Source organism: Shewanella sp. MF05956, assembly GCF_059758055.1.
In genome coordinates, this window is record NZ_JCAYNV010000029.1 from 1 (window position 1) to 25,246 (window position 25,246).

Sequence of the window (25,246 nt, forward strand, 5' to 3'; positions counted from 1 at the left end):
CTGTTGTATCAAAGCAGCCCAATCTTGATGTGAACGTGTAGCCATGTTAACTCCTGATGTCATTATCAGTCGTTAAGATAAAGGCTCGATGAGCGCAGTTGAAGACGTACTTGCCCGGACGCTTACGCTGAAATCCCCGAGATTGATTGGTATTCACCCTATTTATTGCGAAGTTATTATTTCTATAAGTTTTAGGCGGCTTGTTAAACTGATGTCGTGGGTTCATTTTTACCACAAATCAGTGTCCGCTCCGCTAATGACATCGAAGCCTCATCTAACGACGAGGCTTTTTTGTATTTGGAATTTATGCTATTTCCCTGTAAAGACAACAATAATCAGCGCTTAATGATGTTCTGTCAGCAATGTTGCTGTCATGATGATTGTTTATCCTATGTTCTTGGCTCTCAAGAAATAAAATGTGCGTTCTCATGTCAAATGTACGATTTGATTTTGTTGTATGTTTTAAATACTCATTTGATAGCCGCTTTGCTCACCGTAGCTAATTGCATATATGTTTTATTCGCAATCAATCGCTTCATTTTTTCCATTTAAGGGTTTATCCAGCTTTTAGTTGGTTGAATCAAAATGCACATTTATCGCGAATAACTTGCATATAGGTCATTAACAAAACGATCCAATTTAGCTGTTTTGCGATATTACTGTTGAATTGTTGTAATTCATTCAGCTACTTATTAGCAAATTTCCTATTATTTCGATCTATTTTCTTGCCAATAGCATATTGCTCCCCTAACTTAAGTGCCAATAGCATGGAATAAGGAATAACAATGAAGTTAGAAATGATTTGCACAGGTGAAGAAGTGCTATCTGGTCAGATAGTGGATACCAATGCAGCTTGGGTTGCGAATACCTTGATGGAGTTAGGCATTGAGATGCAACATCGTGTGACGGTAGGTGATCGGATGGATGACCTTGTCGCTGCATTCCAAGAGCGCAGTAAGCATGCAGATGTCATTATTGTTAATGGTGGCTTAGGGCCGACTAGTGATGATATGTCTGCGCTAGCCATGGCGAAAGCTAAAGGTGAAGAGCTTGTCGAGAATGTGCAATGGCGTGCGCATTTAGAAGATTGGTTTACCCGTAATAATCGGGTAATGGCTAAGAGCAACTTAAAGCAAGCTTGGTTACCGGCTTCTGCTGTGATGGTCGATAATCCTGTCGGCACAGCATGTGGCTTTAGAGTGAAATTGAATAATGCGTGGTTATTCTTTACACCAGGTGTACCTTTTGAATTAAAGCACATGATCACCGAACAGTTTATTCCATTTATTACTGAAGAGTTTGGTGTTCAAGAAAAGTCAGCATTAGAAAAATTACTCACTATTGGCCATGGTGAGTCATCTTTAGCGGATACTCTTTCTGAGATCTCTTTACCCGCTGGAATTGAGTTAGGTTATCGTTCCTCAATGCCACACATTGAAATTAAGATATTTGCGCGTGGTGATAACGCTATTCGTCAGTTACCTGATGTAACAAAGCAGGTTAAAGCTTTATTAGGGTGTGCAGTCGTTGCTGAAAATCGCCCAACATTAGCAGCAGAGATCCATCATCGATTATACCAGTCCGGTTTTAGCCTTAGTGTGGCAGAATCTTGTACTGGTGGCATGATCACCAGTCAATTGATCGACTTTGCGGGAAGTTCATCGTACTTGCATCATGGTTTAGTGACTTATAGTAATGAGTCTAAAGTGAAGGTGCTGGGTGTTAATCCACAGATACTTGACGATCATGGTGCAGTATCTATTCAGACTGTTGAAGCAATGGCGCAAGGTGTACGGGGCATTTTAGACAGTGATTTTGCATTAGCCACTAGCGGTATAGCGGGTCCTGAGGGAGGATCTGATGACAAACCTGTTGGAACCGTTGCCATCGCATTAGCAACTAAACACGGGGTATACAGCCAAATGGTCAAGTTACCAAAACGATCACGCCAGCTTGTAAGAAGTATGAGTACGGCAATAGCTTACGATATGCTTCGTCGTGCATTACTTGAAGAAGCTGTAATTGTTGATTATCCGTCAATACCTCGGTTCGCCAAGTAAGTTTATTCTAGCTTGCTTATCACAGTGATAAGCAAGCTAGATTTAATGACTAGGCTGTAAGGTCTTCAGGCAATTGATTGTTTTTCGCTTTTTGATAAAAGTAAGCCACTGTCAACAAAATCACCCCAATCAGAATAAATGCGACGATTTTTTGAATTAACTCAAATGACGCCATATCGACAAAAATCACTTTGATACACGCAAAAGCAAATAGTAATGCCGCGAGCCTGACTAGGTTTGCTTGTTGAGGTCGTAAGCTGATAAACATCACTGCACTGGCATGTACGACTAATAGCACAGCACTCATTGGCGCTGCTACGCTGGTGTCGAATTGGTAGCTCCAGAATAAATAACTTATTACTAATAAAGTATGCCAAGCCCATTTTAGTGCGGTATGCGTGACTATTTTTCTGTGCGCTCTAATACCTAATCTCGCTGTTAGTAAATATCGAGCTAATAAAGCTAGCACTCCAAGCTCTGCTAAATTAATCAGTAAGTTATTAATATTTAACGTCAGCTGTGTTTCGCTGTGAAGCGCAATAGGTAAAATGGCACAGATAAAGATGGCCGCGTATGCCAGTCTATAGCTAGGTGCTAAGGCCGACTTTAGATGTTGACCTATACGAGTGTTTCTCTCGGTAATGACACTGAAATAGCCGCAAATAATTAGCGCTGTGATTGCCCATGATGGATAGAGTAGATTGGTAACAGTTTGACTCAGTACAGCTATTACTAAGGCAATATAATATGGCGCAATATGCCATTGAAGCGTGGTCATTTGCTGCCACTTCTTAGGGAGCAGAGTATAACGCCAGCTGATAAATCCAATAAATGATAAACCAATCACTAATGCGAGTAGCCCTTGCCACAGTTCAGCTAGGCACATTGTTGCAGTGATCATGGTTGCTAATACCGTGAGTATTTGCGACTCATAGCGAAGACTTTTGTGATTAACGACGTATGCCAATCCTAAGCTCATGAGACTGCTTACCCATAATGCTATAGCAATATAGTCTGGGTAACTACGCACGATTTTAGGCAATAGCAGTAACGGTAAAGCTAAATAACATGCCAACTGAACGTAGTAAGCAAAGCGGATTAATTTGGCATCGGCATAATATTTTTTGTACCAATAATACGCGAGTAATAGTCCAATAAAGAGCTCAATACGAGCAAGTTTTGCATTCATCGCTTGGTCTGCAAAACTCAGACTATTGGCATCTACCATGCCAATAATCACTAATCCTAATAGCGGTAGTTGCACTAACCAAGCTAGCATTTCGCTAACGCGGAGAGTGTGTTTAGCACTCATGTACAGTAATAATAAGCTGATTAATGGCAATGTATTAAGCCAATATTGCTCAGTAATAAAGAAGCTAATGAGTAATAATGTAACCGTATATAGCACTCCCAGTAACTCACGGATAAACCGTACTGCTAGGTGTTCAAATGTCATTAAATCAGCTTGATAGCGGCTAAGAAGCTTCTGTGCGGCAAAAGTCATAGCACAGGTAAGTGCCATTGATAAGCTCAATAACCCTTGATACCCCAATAAGCTATCGTTGTCATAGTGCGGCAGGTTGAGTACTTCAAATACGTTCGCAAAACTGCTGATGATGCCAAGTACCAGTAAGACATAAGCTTCTGCTCTAATAGGGCTAAACAGTTGTTTACAGCCAATCCACAGTAACAATAATCCCTCTAATAACAGCACTAATCCCATCAGTTCTACGCTGAGTAGAAACAGTGCGGAAAATCCCGCAAAGCTGCCGGCAAAAGCTAAAGCCAGGGCGCTAATATCTTTATCGCGTTTAATTAGCAAATATAACAACCCGCACAGCAATGCATTAAGCGCAAATAGCTCTCCAGCAAACACACTCCACTGGGTTAGGGTGTAGAGAGTAAAAACCATGAGTGCGATAGGCACTGCTAGCAGCCTTGGCGTTAACGTCGATTTGATGATAAATAATAAGCTGGCAATGCTGTAGAGATAAAATAGTCCATTGACCATCAATAATGCTAAACCGGTTTGCCAATCAATGGCCGCCAACGGTAATTGAATGAATAAGCCGAGTATTTGTATACAAGCTATATGCAGTAATGCAGTGATTTCGATGAGTATCGGCCATGCTAATTTGTGGCTTTGAACCATCGAGCAGATGCCGATAAGCATCAAATAAGGTAGATACAGTAATGGTGTTTGACCGCCATCAAGTAACATCAGTGGCGCTAAAGAACCACCTATTAAAGCGATAATAGCGACAACTTTGGTGTCGAGTTTAAATGATAAACCATAACCAAAAACGGTGTTGATTAACAGCAGACCAAAGCAGGCAACATCGGGGATGAGGTTAAAATAGGGCCCTAAGAAATACAAACACAAGTAGTTAAGAATAAGCCCAAGGCCAACCAAGCCGGAACCGAAATCTTGCATGCCCGGCCTTTTTTGTCGAATAAATATACCGCCGACAATGATGCTATTTGCGACACCTAAACCTAATAACGCTTTCCCCAGCTCTGAAAACCAGTTGTTAATTGAAAACTGTAATAAGTAACCAAACCCAAGAGTTAGCGTAATGATGCCGGCAACGGTCATCAAAAATACAGGACCTAAACCTTTAGCTTGGTAATGTTGATAAAAGTTTTTTGCTTGTTCGGTTAACCCAGACAATGGTGCAAGTGCTGATGCGCTGAACTCTCCAATAGCTTCAGCTAATTGAGAGACCATAGCACTTAGCGCACTTTGTCGTGCTGTTATGGATGGCGTTGATACTGAGTGATTAGTGTCTAACGGCTGATGTTCCCAAGCGGAAGAAGAGTATTGAGTTATATCCGTAACGAGACTATCGATCGTATTACTTGCTTGGTTCTCATGTACTGAAATAGGCAAATTTTCGCTAGCCAAGCTATTTTGTTGATCATCGCTATTTTGCGCTTGTACTTGCACAGCCAAAGCATCAAGTTGCTGGCTGAATTTAGCTAACTGCTGATTTACATCGGCCCGTTGTGCATCTTGTTGCGAGACCAGCTCTGCTAACTGCGCTTTTAATTTGGCTACGTCATCCACTAACGGCATCATTTATCCCATGATTACTAAGCATTCCAATATTGCCAGGTTATTGTACGTGGTTCTGATTGATTAGGAAATGCTCAGTTTTCTGATACTTGAGATATTTAAGTGTTGATAGAGGTCTGGATTTGTATGTTTGAAACAATAAAAAAGCACCTCGAGAGGTGCTTTCTGTTACTGCGGAAATAACCTTAAAACTTCACCACTAGCTTGCCTTGTTGTACGGCAATTTCTTTGGTCATTTTAGCCATTAACGCTTGATTACTGTCGCGAGTGTCTAAGGTGTACACAGGCTGGTTTTCAAGATAATTACGTAAAAACCCCATCAGTTGTGGTGTTGCCTGACTGATGTAACGTTCAATATCTGCAGGTTCTGACTCTACTTTAACTAAGTCTAACTGGCGCAGATAAATACTTTTCGTTTCACTGTCGTACCAAGGTACGGCCTCAAACGTGGTTTTCAATTTTGCATGGATAGGCATCAATGGGTTGTTAACGGTGATAATGGTCGCTGCTGTTACTGCCATCGTATTTGGCTTAGCGCCTAGCACGACCTGCATATCATTTAGCTTAAGTGATATACCAATTAACTTATTGCCCTGTTTTACCTCAAAATGCATGTCTTTATTAAGGTACTGCTCAATTTCAGACTCGGTGATACTGTACTGACTGGCACAGCCAGTCAGTAACAATAACAATCCCAGTCCAAGGGTTTTAACCAAGGTTATCATCCAGTGTTTCTCATTCCTGCTGCAACGCCGGCAATGGTCAGCATAAGCGCTAGCTGAACATCTGCAGACGGTTCAACTTCTCTACGTGTGCGGGCTAATAGCTCGGTTTGTAAAAAGTTGAGTGGGTCGATATACGGGTTGCGCAGTTTAACAGATTCGCGATTCCAAGGGGTATGCGACATTAGCTCGGTTGTTTGAGTTAATGACAATACTGCATCAATACCCAACTGTAGGCGTTGACGTAGTTTTTCACCTAAATGGTGCAGCTCAGGTTTTACTAAGCACGACTCATAGTATTTGGCGAGATTTGGCTCCGCTTTGGTATACACCATTTCTAGCATTGAAATACGGGTTTCAAAGAAAGGCCATTGCGCTTCCATTTCACGTAGCAATTCAAGTTCACCACGATCTGCCGCATCTTGTAATGCCTCACCCGCTCCAAGCCAAGCCGGTAACATTAAACGGTTTTGCGACCAGGCAAAAATCCACGGAATAGCACGTAAGCTTTCAATACCACCGTCGACTTTACGTTTAGCTGGACGACTGCCTAATGGCAGTTTGCCCAGTTCTACTTCTGGAGTTGCTGCGCGGAAGTAAGGCACAAAATCTGGCTCTTCGCGCACAATGCCACGGTAATGTTGTACTGACTCTTCAGCAATACGTTGCATACAATCACGCCATGCTTTTTTAGGCTCAGGCGGTGGTAGTAATGTCGCTTCCATTACTGCAGAGGTATAAAGCGCTAAGCTTTGTACGGCTAATTTTGGTAAACCAAATTTAAAACGGATCATCTCGCCTTGTTCTGTGACGCGGATGCGGCCATCTACTGAACCTGGTGGTTGCGATAAAATTGCTTTATGAGCTGGTCCACCGCCACGGCCAATTGAGCCTCCGCGACCATGGAACAGCATCAATTTCACTTCGGCTTTTTTACACACTGCAACTAATTGCTCTTGAGCACGGTACTGCGCCCAAGCTGCTGCCATTACGCCGGCATCTTTCGCTGAGTCAGAATAGCCAATCATCACCTCTTGCATGCCTTTGGTGTAACCGCGGTACCAATCAATATTCAGTAACGAGGTCATACATGCCGCAGCGCCTTCAAGGTCAGCTAAGGTTTCAAATAACGGTACTACGCGCATTGGATTCGTGCAGCCCGCTTCTTTTAATAGCAACAATACTGTGAGCACATCAGAAGGTTTACTCGCCATTGAGATAACATACGATCCCAATGCATTCGCGGGTTGTTTGGCGACTAAGTTACAGGTTCTGACCACTTCAGCTACATCGTCAGATGGTTTCCAGTTGGCAGGAATTAACGGACGCTTACCGGTTAGCTCACGTAATAAAAACGCTTGTTTCTCGTTTTCATCCCAATGGTTGTAATCACCCATGCCTAAATAACGAGTCAATTCTGCAATCACATCGCTGTGACGTGATGCATCTTGACGGATATCTAGGCGCAACATGTGAATACCAAAACAGGCTAGGCGACGTAAAATATCTAATAACAGGCCATTAGCGATTAGCTTCATGCCACAATCGCTTAAGCTTTTATAAAGCAGTTCTAACGGTTTTTGTAAGTCGTCTTTATGCCATATTAACTCGCTGATGTCGGCATCTGGATGCTTACCTTCAAGGCGGGCATTGAGGTAATCAATGGTGTTGCGTAATTGGCAACGTAGCTTACGCAGCACTTCACGGTACGGTTCTTTACTGTGATCTGTTAATGCGGATAACTCTTCATTGGCCTGCTCCATAGACAATTCGCCAAGCAGAGTAACAATGTCTTTTAGGTACAGTCTTGCAGCAGCATGGCGGTTACGGTCTAGCACTTCTTGAGTCACTGTTGACGTCACAAACGGGTTACCGTCGCGATCGCCACCCATCCAGCTTGAAAAGCGCACAGGAGAAACATCAATCGGTAATTGTTGACCGGTTTTTTGTTCTACTTGATCGTTTAGCTGGCGTAAAAAGTCAGGAATGGCTTGCCATAAAGACGTTTCGATAGTGCTTAGACCCCAACGCGCTTCATCAACCGGAGTTGGTCGTTCATTACGGATTTCATTTGTATGCCAAATTTGCGCAATAAGCTGACGTAGTCGAAGGGTGCTTTGTTGACGCTCACGATCGGTCAGTTGGTTGTTTTCTTGCTCGGTTAAGCAATCGACCACCGCGGCATATTTTTGAATCAGTGTGCGACGAGAAATTTCAGTGGGATGCGCCGTTAACACTAAATCAATGTCTAAGTTTTTTAAGCACGCAATCACATCTTTTTTATCTAAGTCTGTATCAAGCATACGTCCAAGTAGTTGTTCTACTGGATCTGGCACGCACACCAATTCGTCGCAATTGCGGCTAATAGTGTGAAATTGTTCTGCGATATTGGCTAGGTTTAAAAATTGGTTGAAGGCTTTTGCAAAAGGCACCAGTTCTTCGTCTGGTAATGCGGTTAATAATGCCAACATTTGATCGCGTGATGCTTCGTCACCCTGGCGAGATTTTTTCGCTAAAATACGAATTTGTTCTACTTTTTCTAAAAATGCGTCGCCTAAATGGTTCTGCATTGTTTCGCCCAATATCTGGCCTAAATGCCCCACATTTGATCGAAGTGACGCATACATATCTGCCGTTTGCTCTGTCATACTTACTCCCGAAAAAAGAACGATTTTGCCAATATCTCTCACATCACAATACCCAGCGTAGTAAAATTGGTCAATACGCTGGCACTGTGTTTTGTAATTTTATTTCGTAAAATTATTACATTTCGCTTTCACATTTAACCAAAATTTGACGGCTATTTAATGCAAGCGTGATAAATCATTTTCTTAATCAGCTCGACCGTTGGCGTTAAGTATTCTAAGCCAATATATTCGTCAGGCTGGTGAGCTTGATTGATGCTTCCTGGGCCCAGTACTAATGTTTGGCAGCCGAGCTTGTTGATATAAGGTGCTTCAGTCGAATAGTTAACCACTTCGGCTTCACTTCCTGATAATTCAGCAACTAACTTGGTCCACGGATTATCTGCCTTTCCTGCAAACGATTCTGCGCCCGGGTACAAAGTACTGACACTAATACTGCCAGGATACTCTTTACTAATGTCTGCTAAGTAGTTCAACACCATTAATTCGAGATCGGCTAACTCCATGCCCGGTAACGGACGAATATCTAGGTGCAAATCACAACAACCGCAAATACGGTTAGCCGCATCGCCACCATGTATATGGCCAAAGTTCATGGTTGGATAAGGTACCGTAAATGCATCTTCACGATAGTTTTCACTTAAATGCTGCTTTAGCTTCATTAACTGGCTAATTACTTTATGCATCACTTCAATGGCATTTAGACCACGTGCGGGATCAGATGAATGACCGCTACGACCAATTACGCGGATCCCTTGCGCTAAATGCCCCTTATGCATATAGACAGGCTTTAAGCTGGTGGGTTCACCAATTACTGCATAATCGGGGGCCACAGCCTTAGAGTCGGCAAAGGCTTTAGCACCACTCATGGTGGTTTCTTCATCTGCGCTGGCAAAAATAGTCAGTGGGCGTTTGAATTGATCAAGTGGCATGTCTTTTAATGCTTCAAGCACTAAAGCAAAAAAGCCCTTCATGTCGCAAGTACCTAAACCGTACCAACAATTGTCTTTTTCAATCATCTCAAATGGACTTTGGCTCCAACGGCCTTCATCAAAGGGTACTGTATCGGTGTGACCAGCAAGTAATAATCCGCCTTTTCCTTGGCCAATACGAGCGATTAAATTTTGCTTATTGCGCGAATCTTCAACCGTGGGGGTTTCACAGTCAAAACCCAGCTCACTAAACCAATTTTGCAACAAGTTGATAACTGCATGGTTACTCATATCATGTTCTGCTTCGAGTGCACTGACTGACGGCGCTGCAATCAGCTGTGTAAAACAACTTTTAAGATCTGGTAGTGTGCTCATGGGTTATCCTAAAAAAATTATATGTAAAATACTTATTCACATATATTGCATAATTAATATTTCGTGGTAGTCTAGCAAACAGCATTAACCGACACCATAAATAGAACGATCAAAATGAAAATAAACATGCGCTTTCATACTGCTAAAACCACTATATCAATAATCAACGCGAACTTCCTGCGACGATAGCCCCAAATTAGACGCTCCCTGTCTAAATAAGCTATGCTGACTCTTTATCTCACTACTCAAAAGAAATCAAACTTATGAAAAGCATCGCAATTATTGGCGCTAGTGGATACACAGGCGCACAAATTACTTCATTGATTAATGCAGACAGTAACCTTTCGGTTCAAGGCTTATACGTGTCGGAAAACAGTTTAGACAAAGGCCGTAAATTAGCAGACTTGTACCCTACATACAGTCATATGGCTTATACGCTTTCTCCACTAACAGATGAAGCAAAACAACAAATTGTAGACCAAGCCGATGGCGTGGTCCTCGCGACTGAACATTCAGTGAGCTTAGAGTTAGCCGCATGGTTTTATAAAAAAGGTTTAGCGGTATTTGACTTAAGTGGCGCTTACCGTTTTGCAGATGTGGCGCAATACCCTAAGTGGTACGGCTTTGAACACACTCATCCAGACGTGCTAGCTGAAGCGGTTTACGGTTTAGCAGAGTGGAATGCTGAAAAAATCAAGCACACCAGAATGATAGCCGTAGCGGGTTGTTACCCTACAGCATCATTAACCGCGTTAAAGCCGCTTAAGCCTTTTTTAACTGAGATGTACCCAGTCATTAATGCCGTCAGTGGTGTTACCGGAGCGGGCCGTAAAGCGCAATTACACACTAATTTCTGCGAAGTCAGCCTAACGCCATACGGTGTCTTAGGTCATCGTCATCAACCAGAAATTGCTACTCACCTGGGCCAAGAAGTTATTTTTACACCGCATTTAGGCAACTTTAAACGCGGTATTTTAGCCACTATTACGGTGCAGCTAAAACCAGGTACAACAGAAGCCGATATTGAAAAAGCGTATAGCGTTTATGACAGCTCACCCATTGTTACCGTTAAGCACAACATGTTTCCTAAAGTCGATGATGTCGTGCATACACCTAACTGTCACCTAGGGTGGAAATATGATGCTAACAGCGGTTATTTAGTGGTCGCCAGCGCGATAGACAATTTAATGAAAGGTGCTGCTAGCCAAGGGCTACAGTGCATTAAAATCCATTTCGGTGTGTAATTAACTCGCATTAGTAAAGGAATCAACATAATGGCTACAAAATCAGTATTAGTCCTAAAAGTGGGTGGCGCATTACTACAATGCGAAATGGGTATGGCGCGTTTAATGACAGCCACAGCCGAAATGCTTGCCGCTGGCCAACAAGTCATATTAGTTCATGGCGGCGGTTGTTTGGTTGACGAGCAATTAACCGCTAACGGCAAAGAAACCGTTAAATTAGACGGTTTACGTGTTACGCCAGCAGATCAAATCCCTATTATTGTTGGCGCGCTAGCAGGTACCTCGAACAAAATTTTACAAGCCGCAGCTGCAAAAGCGGGCATTGTTAGCGTAGGCATGAGCTTAGGTGATGGCAATGTGGTTACCGCTAAAATCAAAGATGAACGTTTAGGGCTGGTGGGCGAAGTTGAGCCCAAAGATGCCACCTACTTAAACTTTATTCTAAACCAGGGTTGGATGCCAATTTGCAGTTCGATTGCCATTTCTAGCCAGGGTGAAATGTTAAACGTTAATGCCGACCAAGCCGCAACAGCGTTAGCAAAATTAGTGAACGGTACGTTAGTGTTATTGTCAGACGTATCGGGTGTATTAGACGGTAAAGGTCAATTAATTCATAGTTTAAACAAAAGCGAAATTGAACATCTTGTTGCCCAAGGGGTGATTGAAAAAGGCATGAAAGTCAAAGTGGAAGCCGCATTAGAAGTCGCTCAATGGATGGGTAAACCCGTGCAAGTGGCTTCATGGCGCGACGCCGAACAATTAAAAACCTTAGTCAAAGGTGGGTCCGTCGGGACTCAAATACAACCTTAATGGAGTAGAAGTATATGCAGCACCTATTGTCGATAAAAGAGTTAACTCAATCTCAGCTTTTAGCCATTCTTGAACTGGCTAAAAAAATTAAGAATAACCCAGCTGAGTACCGTCGCGCCTTAGATGGTAAAAGCGTTGTGATGTTGTTTGAAAAACCATCACTGCGCACCCGAGTCAGCTTTGATATTGGCATTAATAAATTAGGTGGCCACTGCTTATACTTAGACCAACAAAATGGCGCGTTAGGTCAGCGTGAAACGGTCGCTGATTTCGCGACAAACATTTCATGCTGGGCCGATGCCATTGTGGCAAGAACATACTCACACACCACCATTGAGCAATTAGCTCAACATGGCAGTGTACCAGTCATTAATGCTTTGTCTGATCTGTATCATCCATGCCAAGCGTTAGCTGACTTTTTAACATTATCTGAGCAGTTTGATGATGTAAGCCAAGCAAAACTGGCTTATGTTGGTGATGGTAATAATGTCACTCATTCGTTGATTTATGGTGCAGCGATTTTGGGCATGACCATGACAGTGATTTGTCCTGAAGGGGCATTCCCTGATGCACTTATCGTGACTGAAGCACAAGCGTTAGCAAAGCAAAATGGTGGCAAGTTAACCTTAAGTGCAGACATTAATGCCATTGAAGGCCATGATGCTATTTACACCGACACCTGGATTTCTATGGGTGATGAAACCCCGCTTGCTGACATTAAAGCCCGTTTTGCACCGTACCAAGTAAATAGTGAGCTCATGGCTCAAGCTGGCGCTAAATTCTTTATGCATTGCTTACCTGCACACCGTGGTGTGGAAGTGACCGATGAAGTGATGGATGGTGAAGGTTCATTGATTTTACATCAAGCAGAAAACCGCATGCATGCACAAAATGCAGTATTAGTGACCTTATTAAGTTAATCGCACTATTAACTTAGTCACCTTACTTAAGTGATTCAAAAGATTAAGGCAATAATGCCGTTGGCGTTATTAACATTGACCATATACGAAATCGATTCTAGGAAATAAACATGTCTAATGCAGTGAAAAAAACCGGTGTTAAAAAAGTGGTATTGGCGTACTCAGGTGGTTTAGATACTTCGGCTATTATCCCGTGGTTAAAAGAAACCTATGACGACTGCGAAATCATCGCATTTTGTGCCGACGTAGGCCAAGGCGAAGAAGAGCTCGTTGGCTTAACAGAAAAAGCTTTAGCGTCAGGAGCTTCTGAGTGCCATATCGTCGACCTTAAAGAAGAATTTGTTGCCGATTACATCTACCCAACTATCGCAACGGGTGCTATTTACGAAGGTACTTACTTATTAGGTACCTCAATGGCGCGTCCAATTATTGCTAAAGCGCAAGTTGAAGTAGCACGTAAAGTCGGTGCAGACGCGGTATGTCATGGTTGTACTGGTAAAGGTAACGACCAGGTGCGTTTTGAAGGTTGTTTTGCTGCATTAGCACCAGACCTAAAAGTAATTGCACCTTGGCGTGAGTGGGAAATGCGTAGCCGTGAAGACTTATTGGCTTACCTTGCTGAGCGTGACATCAAAACCAGCGCATCAGCAACCAAGATTTATAGCCGCGATGCAAACGCATGGCACATTTCGCACGAAGGTGGCGAGTTAGAAGATCCATGGAACGAGCCATCAAAAGGCGTGTGGACATTAACAGTAGCACCAGAAGATGCGCCAAATGAGCCTGAATATGTCTCGTTAGCGGTTAAGCATGGTCGTGTGACTCATGTAAACGATGAAGCATTATCGCCATACGCTGCACTCATGAAGCTAAATGACATTGCTGGCAAACACGGTGTAGGTCGTATCGACATTACCGAAAACCGTTTAGTGGGCATGAAGTCTCGTGGTTGTTACGAAACACCAGGCGGCACCGTGATGTTTGCTGGTCTGCGTGCCATTGAAGAATTAGTGTTAGACAAAACTAGTCGTACCTGGCGCGAACAGATTGCTGGCCAAATGTCGCATTTAGTTTACGACGGTCGTTGGTTTACGCCTTTATGTAAATCACTTATCGCAGCGTCAGAATCATTAGCAGAATCTGTTAACGGTGATGTCGTTATTAAGCTATACAAAGGCCAGGCGACAGCTGTTAAAAAGCGTTCGCCAAACAGCCTATACTCAGAATCTTTTGCCACCTTTGGTGAAGATGACGTGTATGACCAAAAGCATGCTGAGGGCTTTATCCGTTTGTACTCTTTAGCAAGTCGTATTCGTGCGTTAAACACTAAATAAGGTTTACGCCAATACCATTTAAGGCGCTGCGAAGCGCCTTTCTTATAATGACTTTTGGGTAATCTAAAGAGTCATCACAAGAAAGAAAATACTTAACACCTATATTATTGAACAGCCAGTTCTTAAAACAGTTTTCAACACAGAGGATACCGACATGGCGTTATGGGGCGGAAGATTTCAAGGCGAAACAAGTGCACTTTTTAAGTTATTTAATGACTCATTGCCAGTTGATTATCGCTTATTTGAACAAGACGTTGTCGGCTCAATCGCATGGGCAGACGCCATTGCCAGCGTAGGTATTATTACCGCGCAAGAATGCATTGATTTAAAAGCGGCGTTAAATGAATTGCTGGTGGAGGTGGGTAATGATCCACAAGCCATTATCAGTAACGGCGCAGAAGATATTCACAGCTTTGTTGAACAAAAGCTGATTGCCAAAGTCGGCGACTTAGGTAAAAAACTCCACACGGGTCGTTCACGTAACGACCAGGTCGCGACTGATTTAAAATTGTGGTGCAAAAAAGAAGGTGCTGCATTACTCGCACGCCTAGGCACTTTGCATGCAGAGTTGATAGCATTAGCCGAGCGTGAAGTCGATGCAGTGATGCCAGGTTACACTCATTTACAACGTGCACAGCCAGTGACTTTTGGCCATTGGGCGCTAGCCTATGTAGAAATGTATGAGCGCGACATTAGCCGCCTGCAAGATGCTCTAAGCCGTGCCGATTCATGTCCGCTAGGTTCTGGCGCACTCGCTGGTACAGCTTACCCTATTGATCGCCATGCATTAGCGTCAGCATTAAACTTTGCTCGCCCAACCTTAAACAGTTTAGACAGCGTGTCTGATCGTGACCACGTGGTTGAATTGTGTAGCGCGGCGTCAATCAGCATGATGCATCTAAGCCGTATGGCAGAAGACTTAATTTTCTTTAACTCTGGCGAAGCTAATTTTATCTCACTTGCAGATGAAGTCACTTCTGGCTCATCACTGATGCCACAAAAGAAAAACCCAGATGCGTTAGAGCTTATCCGTGGTAAAACTGGCCGAGTATATGGCAGCTTAATGGGTATTTTAACCACCATGAAAGCATTGCCATTGGCGTACAATAAAGACATGCAAGAAGACAAAGAAGGCTTGTTTGATGTGGTCGACAGCTGGGCCATTTGCTTAGACATGGCGGCACTCGTTTTGTCAGGCTTAAAAGTAAATCGCCCACAAGCTTTGGTCGCGGCGCAGCAAGGCTATGCTAATGCCACAGAACTTGCTGACTATCTCGTCGCTAAAGGCATGCCGTTCCGTGAAGCGCACCATGTCGTGGGCGAGGTGGTGGTATTTGCCATTGGTGAGCAAAAGCCGATTGAAGAATTAAGCGTGGCAGAGCTGCAAAAATTTGCCAAAGTGATCAGCGATGATGTGTATCCAAACCTTACCATTGAAGCGTGTTTAGAAAAGCGTGACGTATTAGGTGGCACCGCCATCAATCAAGTGCAAGCAGCAATCGCCGCTAAAAAAGCGTAATTTTTTAGCGAGTCAGTTTTGAATGAAGCCCTGTTGCTAAACCCAACAGGGCTTTTTGTTTGAGCATTCATTCATTGATGTAGCTATTGATGACATTTATTTTCAATAACTTGAGCTTCAATGGCGGCAAAAGGCGGTGTCGAATGCTATGCGGATCATTTGCCTAAAAGCGCACACTGAAGTCAGAATGGGCATAACAGCTAACCGTTTGCCTTTTTTCGTAAAAGGCGGTGCAGTAGCAATCAATAGCGTGATTTTTTACGTTATATTTGGATATATAGTTAGATTAAAATGTTATAGGTGGTAATGGATTTTATTGATGAATACTTGTGCAATTTTTTGGCGTTCTGATATCGTTCGCGAAATAGAGCATAGGGTTGTGTACCAAGATATTTTGCCGCAATAACCGCTCTGAAACTCGCATATTAACGCTGTATTTTTTAGGTAGCCTATTATGGTTAGCTTACTGAGTTGTCGTACTTCGGTCTCATCTCACATTGTAAAAAAAGCGCTAACGCGTTTGTCGTTAGCCATGGCCGCAGGGCTTTGTTTTAATCTTGCCGCACAAGAACCTACTCCACCGATTACCACACCCACATCGCCTAGCGTGACCATACCGCTGCAAACTTATGCAGATGAACAAGCGATAGTTAAATCACCGAATAATCTGAACACAGAAACCAAAGTGCGTTTTGCCAAAACAGCTAACTTTGATTCTGATTCAGTGGTTAAAATTGCGCGTAAATTAGCGCAAAAGCCATATGTAGAACTTAAAGACCCATTACCACCCGGGTTGGCCAAAATATCTTATGATGAATATCGCGATATTCGCTTTAAGCCAGATGCCTCAATTTGGAAAGCTGAAGGCTTACCATATCAAATGCAATTATTTCATCGGGGTTTTTATTTCCAAGACTTGATTGAAATTGCCTTGGTTGAAGGTAAGCAAGCGACCCATTTAGCCTATAACTCAGAGTTCTTTACTGCAGGTGATGTGTTAAGTCAGCGTTTACCGACCCAGGATATTGGTTATTCGGGTTTACGTATTCATTACCCATTAAATACCCCTGCGTATTTTGACGAATTAATGGTATTCCAAGGCGCGAGTTATTTCCGTGCATTAGGTAAAGGCAGCGATTATGGCTTGTCTTCAAGAGGGTTAGCGTTAAATACAGCTGAACCAGAAGGCGAAGAGTTTCCTATATTTCGTGCCTTTTGGGTTGAACGCCCAAACAGCGACAGTAACTTAATTGTGGTGCATGCGTTACTCGACAGTCCAAGCGTTGCTGGGGCATACCGATTTTCAGTGAGACCGGGCGATAACACTCACATTGATGTCGAAGCAACGTTATTTCCACGCGTGGATTTAGTTAAAGTTGGCTTAGCGCCTAGCACCAGTATGTTTTTACATTCTATGAATGGCCGCCAAAACACCGATGACTTTAGACCAGAAGTGCATGATTCTGATGCGCTATTGATCTTAAATGGTCGCGGCGAGCGTTTATGGCGTCCGCTGGCTAATCCAAAGCAATTGCAAGTCAGTGCCTTTATGGACAACTCGCCACAAGGGTTTGGCTTAATTCAGCGCGAACGCAGTTTTGATGCGTATCAAGATCTCGAAGCCCATTATGAGCGTCGTCCAAGTTTGTGGGTTGAACCTGTCGGCAATTGGGGCGCAGGTGAGGTAGTGTTAACCGAAATTCCAACCGACTCTGAAATTCATGACAACATCGTCAGTTACTGGAAACCGAAACAACCTATCGCAGCCGGTAGCGAGTTTCATTTTACTTATCGATTAATTTGGGGCAGCGAGCCCGAAGTTGACGATGGCACTGTTATTGTAGCCCGTACCGCCAGTGGCCGCGCTGAAATAGCCAAAGCCACCCCGAGACGTTTGTTTGTTATCGATTATCAAGTGAAAGAAGGCAATAACGATGAAATCCCGGTCGCCAAAGTGCAGAGTTCAGCCGGCTCGGTAACCAATGTGGTGGTGTCTCGTCAGCCTAAAACCAATGGCTATCGTTTGGCGTTTGAAATGGACCCACAAGATGCTGAATTGATTGAGCTACGTGCTGAGCTTAAATTTACTGGCCCACGAGATGTCGAAACCTGGCTTTATCGCTGGACCCTTTAAACATGAACACGATGCAAACTGAGTTTGATACAAATGCTACCGAGCCTACATTGGTCGGTGGTGCAGCCATGCCATTAGAGCGACCAAGCCCAATGGAGCCGCAGAGTTTACGTGCGTTGTCCGAAGGCATGCCGCGTAAAAGTATTATTGCCAATGGCGTAAAGTCAGACGGATTACGTCGTCTGTTAGTGGTTGGCAGCGCGTTTATTATGTCGGTTATGGCCATTTACGAAATGGTGTCGGTATTTAATGTCGGCGGCGTAACGCCGCTGGAATACATCGTTTTAGTGTTGTTTGCGGTTAACTTTTGTTGGATAGCATTGGCATTTAGTGGCGGCATTGCTGGCTTTATTATGCTCCTTAAAAAGCCTGTTGCCGAAACTGCCGAAAGCATAAAGCTGCATACCCGCACCGCGATATTAATGCCGACTTATAACGAGTCACCCGATCGCGTTTTTGCCGCGGTTGAGGTGATGGCGATGGCATTAGTTACGTCGGGCGAAAGCCATGCGTTTGACTGGTTTATATTAAGCGACACTACCGACCCCGATATTGCGTTGGCAGAAGAGCAGGCGTTTTTGATTTTGCGCCATAAAGTGAGCAAAGATGCGCGGGTGTATTACCGCCGTCGCCGTAAAAATGATGCCCGTAAAGCCGGTAATGTGGCCGACTTTTGCAAACGCTGGGGCGCCAGATACGATCACTTGTTGGTGTTAGACGCCGACAGCTTAATGGAAACTCATACCATTGTTAGTTTGGCGAGACGGATGCAGGCAGATCCTGACGCAGGGCTTATCCAAACCATTCCTTACCTTGTCAATGGCAACACGCTTATGGCACGGTTACAACAGTTTGCTGCGCGGATTTACGGGCCAGTGATTGGTACAGGTTTGTCTTGGTGGGCGCACAAAGAAGGTAACTTTTGGGGCCACAATGCCATTATTCGCACCCAAGCTTTTATGAGTGCAGCGGGCTTACCGCATTTAGCCGGTAAACCGCCTTTTGGTGGCCATATTATGAGCCACGACTTTGTTGAGGCCGCGTTGATAAGGCGTGCGGGTTGGAGCGTAGTGATTGCCGCCGACCTTCCAGGGTCTTACGAAGAATGCCCTCCGTCTATTGTCGATTTAGCGGTGCGCGATCGTCGTTGGTGCCAGGGTAATTTACAACACACTCGAATATTGTTTAGTAAAGGATTGCACTGGGTCAGCCGCTTACATTTACTCACAGGGATAATGGCGTATTTGTCATCGCCATTCTGGTTAATGCTGATTTTGTCGGGCTTAATGCTGGCACTACAGGCACACTTTATTCGCCCAGAATATTTTACCGACCAGTTTTCGCTATTCCCCACCTGGCCAGTCATGGACTCCGACCGTGCGTTACGGTTGTTCTATATCACCATGGGCATATTGTTTGGTCCAAAAATCCTTGGTGTCATATTGTTATTGAAAAATAGCACCATGAGTAAGCAGTTAGGTGGCAGAGGTAAAGCCATGATTAGCGTAATAATCGAAGTGATATTGTCGGCACTGATTGCGCCAATAATGATGCTGATCCACTGCGGTGCTGTGATGTCTATTTTAGCTGGACGCGACAGTGGTTGGTCGCCACAACGTCGTGACGACGGCAGCTTACCTTGGCTAACATTGATTTATCGTCATCGTTGGCACATGTTAATGGGTGCGTTATTGGGTTACGCCGCCGTGCTTGATTCGCTTACCTTATTGGCGTGGATGAGCCCCGCGTTAATTGGTTTATGGCTTGCTGTACCGCTTTCTGCCATGACCGGTTCAGAACGATTTGGCCTATGGGTAAAAAGCTTAGGTATTTTGGCCACGCCAGAAGAGGTAAGCGCACCGCAACTTAGCGTAGACTCGCAAGCGCGTCGTGCCGAATATGTGCAAGCTATTGCAGAACCGTGGACTTTATATCGATTGCTGCAAGACGCAGAGCTCATGGCATTACATTTAGCCGTTATCGACAAAAAACCTCACCGTTTAGCGGGTTCAGCCGTTGAGTCGCTAGAAGCCATTACCCGAGTTAAAGTGCAAGAGGCCCAGTGCCAACACAATATAGCCAACCTATTTACCCGCCAGGAGTTGGCGTATTTACTGGGTAACCCATTATTGTTAAAACAGTTACAAAAGCTGCCAGAACAATCGGAGTCTGAAGGGTTAGTGTCGTTTTGTTAAGTAAAAGCGTTATTGATTGTTGATGTGCAAAAAGCCCTGTCGATTTATATCGACAGGGCTTTTGTGTTTAAGGAGCTTATACCAGCACAGTGCGCACTTATGCTTACAATCACAATAGTGGATTATGTGATCGCCATAGATTGTTAGCTGGGCACTTATCAGCCATAATTTTAAACACTGACGTAAACCCATAACCTTAATCAGTTACTTATCAATGGCGTGCATTCAAACATCTTATGGCTTTAGAACCTTCGTTTAGCAATACTAATCCTTGTTCGCGCAGTCGTGACCGACTGTCGTGGCTTCGATGCACGCTACGCCGCAGCCAGCAAGAGGCTGTTGCCTCGTCAACCATGACCGCTACCAGTGATAATTTTTTTAATGCCTATGCGATTTTTTTAGGCGCAAGCCTAGGCCAAATGGGCTGGGTAACCGGTTTACCGCAGTTGTTTGGTTCATTAGCACAGCTGTTATCGGTATGGCTGGCGAGTCATTTTAGTCGTCGGCAATTTATTGTGGCATGTGCGGTATTGCAGGCTGTTGTGGTATTGGGTATGGGCGCGCTTGCGGCGTTTCGGCCTGAAAATGCCGTATGGCTATTTATCGGCTTAGCGGTGTTATACCAAGGATTTATTAATTTAATTCAGCCACATTGGCGTGCCTGGATGGGCATGATAGTACCGCAGCGCCGCCGTGGTGCATTCTTTGCGTCTCGTACCCGTTTAACTATGATGGCATCACTGAGTGTATTTTTTGTCGGCGGCGGCATATTAACGCTAACCGACTCAGTACAGATGGCCTGGTTAGGCTTTAGCTTACTGTTTTCTATTGCCGCAATGGGGCGTTTTGCTTCAGCCTGGTTGTTGTTGCAAATGCACGACCCAGAACCGCGAGCGGCCAAAGCGTCTGGGGTGTTTAGCCAAACCCTATATAACTTTCGCCAGGCGTGGAAAGACAAAACCTTTCGTCATTACAGTTTATTTGTGGCGGGTATGCAGTGCATGGTGGCCATATCGGCACCGTTTTTTGCGGTATACATGCTAGAAGACCTGCACTTTACCTATTTTGAATTTGTGTTATCGAGCGTCGCCTCCATCTTTACCCAATTTATGACCTTGCGCTTTTGGGGCCGCTTTAGCGACCTGTACGGTAATCGGTTAGTGATGATGATTACCAGCTGCCTCATTCCGAGTTTGCCGTTATTGTGGCTGTTCTCTGATAACTATTTATACATTCTCGCCATTCAAGCTTTTTCCGGTTTAGCCTGGAGCGGCTTTACCTTAAGTACCGCGAATTATCTTTATGATATTCGACCTTTTCGCAGTGATTTTGCTACTTACGCAGCATTACAGGCGGCATTAAGTGCCGGTTTTGTATTTATTGGTGCGATGTTGGGAGGCGTCATTGCCTCGTATGCAGAAGCGTTTCTAATCTGGACAGGTTTAAATACTTGGTTAACCAACCCAATATTTTTGGTGTTTATGATCTCGACCATCATGCGATCGCTGGTGGCATTGTGGTTTATTCCGCGCTCCGTAGAACCCAAAGCGCGTCCAAGGCCTGAATTACTCACTCTTATTTTCCGCATCCGTGGCTTTAATGCTATTTCGGGTGTCAGCCTAGACTGGCTTACCGTGGCCAAGAAAAAGCGCGCTAAAAATAAAGAACAACAAAGCGATAAATAACGCTTCTAATCGAGGCGGTAATCAAAAAACTTACGCTTGTCAGGGCCAGATGCATTGGCACTGATTTTATTGGGATGTTTATACTCATCCCAACTAGCCACATTACGGCCCATGTTTAACTGTGGAAAGTTTAATTGTGGAAAGCTCTGCTTTGGAAAGCTTAGTTGTGGGCAATTTAACTGCGAAAGGTTCAGTTGTGAACATTCAGCCTCATTTGCCAGAGGTAAGCCAATAAACTGCAATAGGGCAGTAAGGCTACCTGCAACGCTTATATCAATGGATATAAAGTCATTTCGGCCAGCAAAATAGCTCAATACTTGCTGCTGGTGGCGCAGATAACAAGCCGTTAAGTGGGCTTCATCTGCTACATCTTCAACCTGCCATATATCAAAGCAATGATTAAAACTGCGTTTCATCACCGGATGAAAGCGGCCATTGTCTTTGTCTAAATGCACCATCATTCGGCCAAGCAACATTTGCATCGACGGCAACCACTTATCTAATGGCCTGTCTAAATAAACAAACTTAGCGTTGGGGAATAATCTGTCAAGCTGCTGATAATCACTAAAACACGGCGCGTCAGACACCGCATCGGCCAGCATAAACGCCTGCTTGGTAAACGCCTGGTGAGCAACCGTTAATCCCTGTTCAAGTAATGCCACACTGACACTAGTGGTGCCCGTACGCGGCAGGCCGATAATAAGCACTTTATTTGCCTGTTCATTTGCCAATGTAGGTTTATGCATAGCGGCTTGATGCTTAGCGGTTTGTGGCGTTGTCGATACTTCAGTCAGTTTGGATGTCATTTATTACAGTCGCATTGGGTTATTGAAAGGTAAACTTATTTATTAATCAGCCATGTAAATTACGGGTTACACAATTTATGAGTAGTAACCTAACGTTACCATTTTGTCGGTAAATATTGAGTGTAATATAACGGCATTACGATATGTTCTTTCTCTAGAACTGAAGATCCTTGTGTTCCGGTAAGCTTGAATGTTTTGCTCGGATCGCATTTCTCGATATATGACGTAAGAGATTTAGCGCGCGTACGTTTACCACTTTTGACTTCGATAGGGAAAATAGCGCCTGCATCATTAGTCACAATAAACTCTATTTCTGCTCGAGCATCATTCCAAGAGTAGCTAGGGTCAATACCCATAGCAGTCAGTTCTTGCTGAACAAAGTTTTCGGCAATATACCCTTTGTACTCATAACTTTGCTGTTTTATTTCTTTATAACTACTGCCAAGCATATGGCTGAGTAGCCCTAGATCGAACATGAATAACTTAATCATATTGTCTTTTTTGTAAGCGGCAAGTGGTGATTTAGGCGCCCCTTCAATCGGATAGTTAGCCAGCGCCAAGCGACAACGGAGTAACCAGTGAATCGCGTTTTCAAAATCGCTATAACGTGATTTACGTTGGTGGACGTTTTTGAATTTAAAGCGCTTAACAGACTCATCCATCACGATAGAGAGTTGTGCAGGGATGCTACTAAACACGGATTCAATCAAAGTCGCATCAACTTTACCTGCGTATTTACCAAAATCTCGTCGGTAACCTTCTACCAAGTCAGCATGTATTTTCGATACCTTTGCAACACGTTCTAATATGCTGGCATCTTTATATTGATACCAAGCTGCCACGGCCTCTGGCATACCACCGGTAAAGAAATAATCAGTGAGTTTGTCCATCAGTATGTTGTGTGCGGTCGTCGAACTTGCTTGGGTGTCAAATGCCTTAATTAGCGCAGACTCCTCAGAGGCATAAATAAACTCTTTGAACGTTAACGGACGTAAATAGTACTGTTCAACTTTGCCTACAGGAAAAGTATTTAATAAACCAATGTTTGATCCACTTGCCGCGACAAAGTAAGTCGGGGCTTTTTCGGCGAAATATTTGAGTGATGTGATAGCACGCTCACACTCGCCGATTTCGTCAAGAATAAGTAAGTCTGTTTCTGGGTTAAAGCTCTGGCCGGTGATCAGTTCAATGTTAGTTAATAACTCATCAGGTGCAAGTGAGCTTTCAAATGCCTCTTTAAAAGCAGGGTTTTCTAGAAAGTCGATACGAAGCGTGTTGGCGAATGTTTTACCAAAAAGTATTTGCAGGAGAAACGTTTTACCCGTTTGGCGAGCACCATCAATCAGTAATGGCTTACGCTCCGGTTGGTTTTTCCACGTCATTAATGAATTGAGTAAAGTTCGTTTCATAAAGCCTCTAACCGGCGGTAATCAATGTTAGTGACCATTATAAGCATAAAAACACGCATAAGTTACACTTTAATGCGCGTAAAAGTGCGAGAAAGTTACACTTTTATGCGCATAAAAGAATGTTATGTCTAGTGGGTTGCGCGTTAAGTGACGTAATAAGTTGTCGGCAATATCAAAAAATAGTTAAAGCCAGCCGCGGCTATCGTCATCCTACATTTAGCCCAGTTTGTGGCGTTGCTGATATGAATGCTGCCGTCATTCCTTTGTGTGCAAAACAATCGTGCTGGGCAATAAAGGGAATAATTTGTCAGCTTAAGTGTCATTAACTTGCTATCGCTTCGGGGTTGTTCTGTCGGTAAATGATTATACCGAAATGGCCATTTAACGTGTTATTGAGGTGACTAGTACTGTTGTGAGGCGAATAAATTGCTATTTTTAACAAATTGAATGCTTAAATTAAACTGGAGTAGCGGGCTTGGTAGCAAGAACTCTTTTAAGCCGGTCATAAGCATATGCATGCTTATCTGGAGGCATCTTAGTTAAGTTTTGTTGCTTCCAAAGTATGGCGGGTAATTGTTCAACACCGGAAAGTCCAAGCAGTGACCAGTTGGGTGATCGGTTTTTGAATGACAATAAGAATGCTCGCTCTTCTCGTGTTAGCGAGATGTTTATTATTTTCACTAACTGTTCCCGTGCAGCCTCAAGCTCTGTCTGTGGGATATCGTATTCAGCCATGTTAATAAATTCACCTCGATACACATCTGAGATGTCTTTAAAATGAGGATTTAGTAGTTCGGCGATTGGACGAGGGTGACTTATAATATATACCAGTAGTGCTTTACGCAGTTCATCGGTAAGCCCTTCGTTATCAAGTAATTGCTTTATATCGAAAAGATCTCTTGGATGTTGGCGATCGAGCGCTGCACAAATCTTACCCGCATACAGATCGGCAAAGCTCACAACTACCATTTCAGCAAAACCAAATTCATCTTCAACAGCTTCATTCACAGAAATGAGTTTTGACTCGTAAACTGTCCCACGTAGAACTGGAGAAAGCTCTATTTTAATTTGAACACCATTTCGTTCGACTAATAGACGTAGCGCATCAATTTTATCTTGGTATGAACGAATAACGCGGGTGTTATCGATGCTGTTTATAATGGATTAATGTATCTAAGTTCTCTTTAATTGTCAGTAAGGCTTGTTGCCTTGCCATCATGGGCAGGAATACCAGATCAATATCAACGGAAAGCCGTATGCGTCCGGCGAACTACGCCTTGTCTAGCCTAACCTGCCAGGGTAAGAGATTGTTGAGGTCACAATCAGGGTAGGATAATTGCTCTAAGCAGTGTTCGATGTAATCGAACGGGATAAGTCCAT

Annotated in this window: 16 protein-coding genes; 9 read left to right on the plus strand and 7 right to left on the minus strand. The window is 43.7% G+C overall.

Translation table 11 applies throughout. The annotated features are described in order from the left end of the window. Nucleotides 1–785 precede the first annotated feature (785 nt). Nucleotides 786–2,060: a CinA family nicotinamide mononucleotide deamidase-related protein gene (locus AC19MX_RS20315; protein WP_498299703.1), complete on the plus strand. Its 1,275-nt coding sequence runs from the start codon at nucleotides 786–788 to the stop codon at nucleotides 2,058–2,060. A gap of 49 nt (nucleotides 2,061–2,109) precedes the next feature. On the opposite strand, the gene AC19MX_RS20320 is transcribed toward AC19MX_RS20315, so the two are convergent. The 4 genes from AC19MX_RS20320 to argE all read right to left on the minus strand — a co-directional run bounded on the left by AC19MX_RS20320 (nucleotide 2,110) and on the right by argE (nucleotide 9,810). Then, nucleotides 2,110–5,136, minus strand: coding sequence for a DUF2339 domain-containing protein (locus AC19MX_RS20320; protein WP_498299712.1), 3,027 nt, complete (start codon nucleotides 5,134–5,136; stop codon nucleotides 2,110–2,112). Nucleotides 5,137–5,321: 185 nt separating this feature from the next. After that, nucleotides 5,322–5,861: a YceB family lipoprotein gene (locus tag AC19MX_RS20325; RefSeq protein WP_498299704.1), complete on the minus strand. Its 540-nt coding sequence runs from the start codon at nucleotides 5,859–5,861 to the stop codon at nucleotides 5,322–5,324. Continuing rightward, nucleotides 5,858–8,506 (minus strand): phosphoenolpyruvate carboxylase, encoded by a 2,649-nt coding sequence (gene ppc, locus AC19MX_RS20330; RefSeq protein ID WP_498299705.1) that lies wholly within the window; start codon nucleotides 8,504–8,506, stop codon nucleotides 5,858–5,860. The genes AC19MX_RS20325 and ppc overlap by 4 nt, the downstream gene beginning before the upstream one ends. Nucleotides 8,507–8,658: 152 nt before the next feature. Beyond that, the gene (gene argE / locus AC19MX_RS20335) at nucleotides 8,659–9,810 is read right to left on the minus strand and encodes an acetylornithine deacetylase (protein ID WP_498299706.1); all 1,152 of its coding nucleotides are present in this window, start codon (nucleotides 9,808–9,810) and stop codon (nucleotides 8,659–8,661) included. Between the two features lie 263 nt (nucleotides 9,811–10,073). Here argE and argC point away from each other — a divergent pair, with 263 nt between their 5' ends. From argC to AC19MX_RS20375, 8 genes are all read left to right on the plus strand, one after another. After that, entirely contained in the window at nucleotides 10,074–11,054 is a 981-nt protein-coding gene (argC, locus tag AC19MX_RS20340) for an N-acetyl-gamma-glutamyl-phosphate reductase (protein ID WP_498299707.1), read from the plus strand. 30 nt (nucleotides 11,055–11,084) lie between these two features. Further along, nucleotides 11,085–11,864, plus strand: a complete 780-nt coding sequence (gene argB, locus AC19MX_RS20345; protein ID WP_432403651.1) for an acetylglutamate kinase — start codon at nucleotides 11,085–11,087, stop codon at nucleotides 11,862–11,864. Nucleotides 11,865–11,878: 14 nt separating this feature from the next. Beyond that, nucleotides 11,879–12,784: an ornithine carbamoyltransferase gene (locus tag AC19MX_RS20350; protein ID WP_432403653.1), complete on the plus strand. Its 906-nt coding sequence runs from the start codon at nucleotides 11,879–11,881 to the stop codon at nucleotides 12,782–12,784. A gap of 110 nt (nucleotides 12,785–12,894) precedes the next feature. After that, on the plus strand, nucleotides 12,895–14,118 hold the full coding sequence (locus AC19MX_RS20355) for an argininosuccinate synthase (RefSeq protein WP_011635684.1): 1,224 nt from the start codon (nucleotides 12,895–12,897) through the stop codon (nucleotides 14,116–14,118). A 154-nt stretch (nucleotides 14,119–14,272) separates the two neighbouring features. After that, nucleotides 14,273–15,637 carry an argininosuccinate lyase gene (gene argH / locus AC19MX_RS20360; protein WP_498299708.1) on the plus strand — a complete coding sequence of 455 codons (1,365 nt, stop codon included), beginning with the start codon at nucleotides 14,273–14,275 and terminating at the stop codon, nucleotides 15,635–15,637. A gap of 454 nt (nucleotides 15,638–16,091) precedes the next feature. Further along, nucleotides 16,092–17,771, plus strand: a complete 1,680-nt coding sequence (locus AC19MX_RS20365; protein ID WP_498299709.1) for a glucan biosynthesis protein G — start codon at nucleotides 16,092–16,094, stop codon at nucleotides 17,769–17,771. Between the two features lie 11 nt (nucleotides 17,772–17,782). Beyond that, entirely contained in the window at nucleotides 17,783–19,966 is a 2,184-nt protein-coding gene (mdoH, locus tag AC19MX_RS20370) for a glucans biosynthesis glucosyltransferase MdoH (RefSeq protein WP_432403786.1), read from the plus strand. 236 nt (nucleotides 19,967–20,202) lie between these two features. After that, nucleotides 20,203–21,651, plus strand: a complete 1,449-nt coding sequence (locus tag AC19MX_RS20375; RefSeq protein ID WP_498299710.1) for an MFS transporter — start codon at nucleotides 20,203–20,205, stop codon at nucleotides 21,649–21,651. Nucleotides 21,652–21,656: 5 nt separating this feature from the next. On the opposite strand, the gene AC19MX_RS20380 is transcribed toward AC19MX_RS20375, so the two are convergent. From AC19MX_RS20380 to AC19MX_RS20390, 3 genes are all read right to left on the minus strand, one after another. Further along, nucleotides 21,657–22,397 carry a sulfotransferase family protein gene (locus AC19MX_RS20380; protein WP_498299713.1) on the minus strand — a complete coding sequence of 247 codons (741 nt, stop codon included), beginning with the start codon at nucleotides 22,395–22,397 and terminating at the stop codon, nucleotides 21,657–21,659. Between the two features lie 155 nt (nucleotides 22,398–22,552). Continuing rightward, nucleotides 22,553–23,866: an ATP-binding protein gene (locus tag AC19MX_RS20385; RefSeq protein ID WP_498299711.1), complete on the minus strand. Its 1,314-nt coding sequence runs from the start codon at nucleotides 23,864–23,866 to the stop codon at nucleotides 22,553–22,555. A 456-nt stretch (nucleotides 23,867–24,322) separates the two neighbouring features. After that, nucleotides 24,323–25,027: a nucleotidyl transferase AbiEii/AbiGii toxin family protein gene (locus tag AC19MX_RS20390; protein ID WP_498299714.1), complete on the minus strand. Its 705-nt coding sequence runs from the start codon at nucleotides 25,025–25,027 to the stop codon at nucleotides 24,323–24,325. Nucleotides 25,028–25,246: the final 219 nt, after the last annotated feature.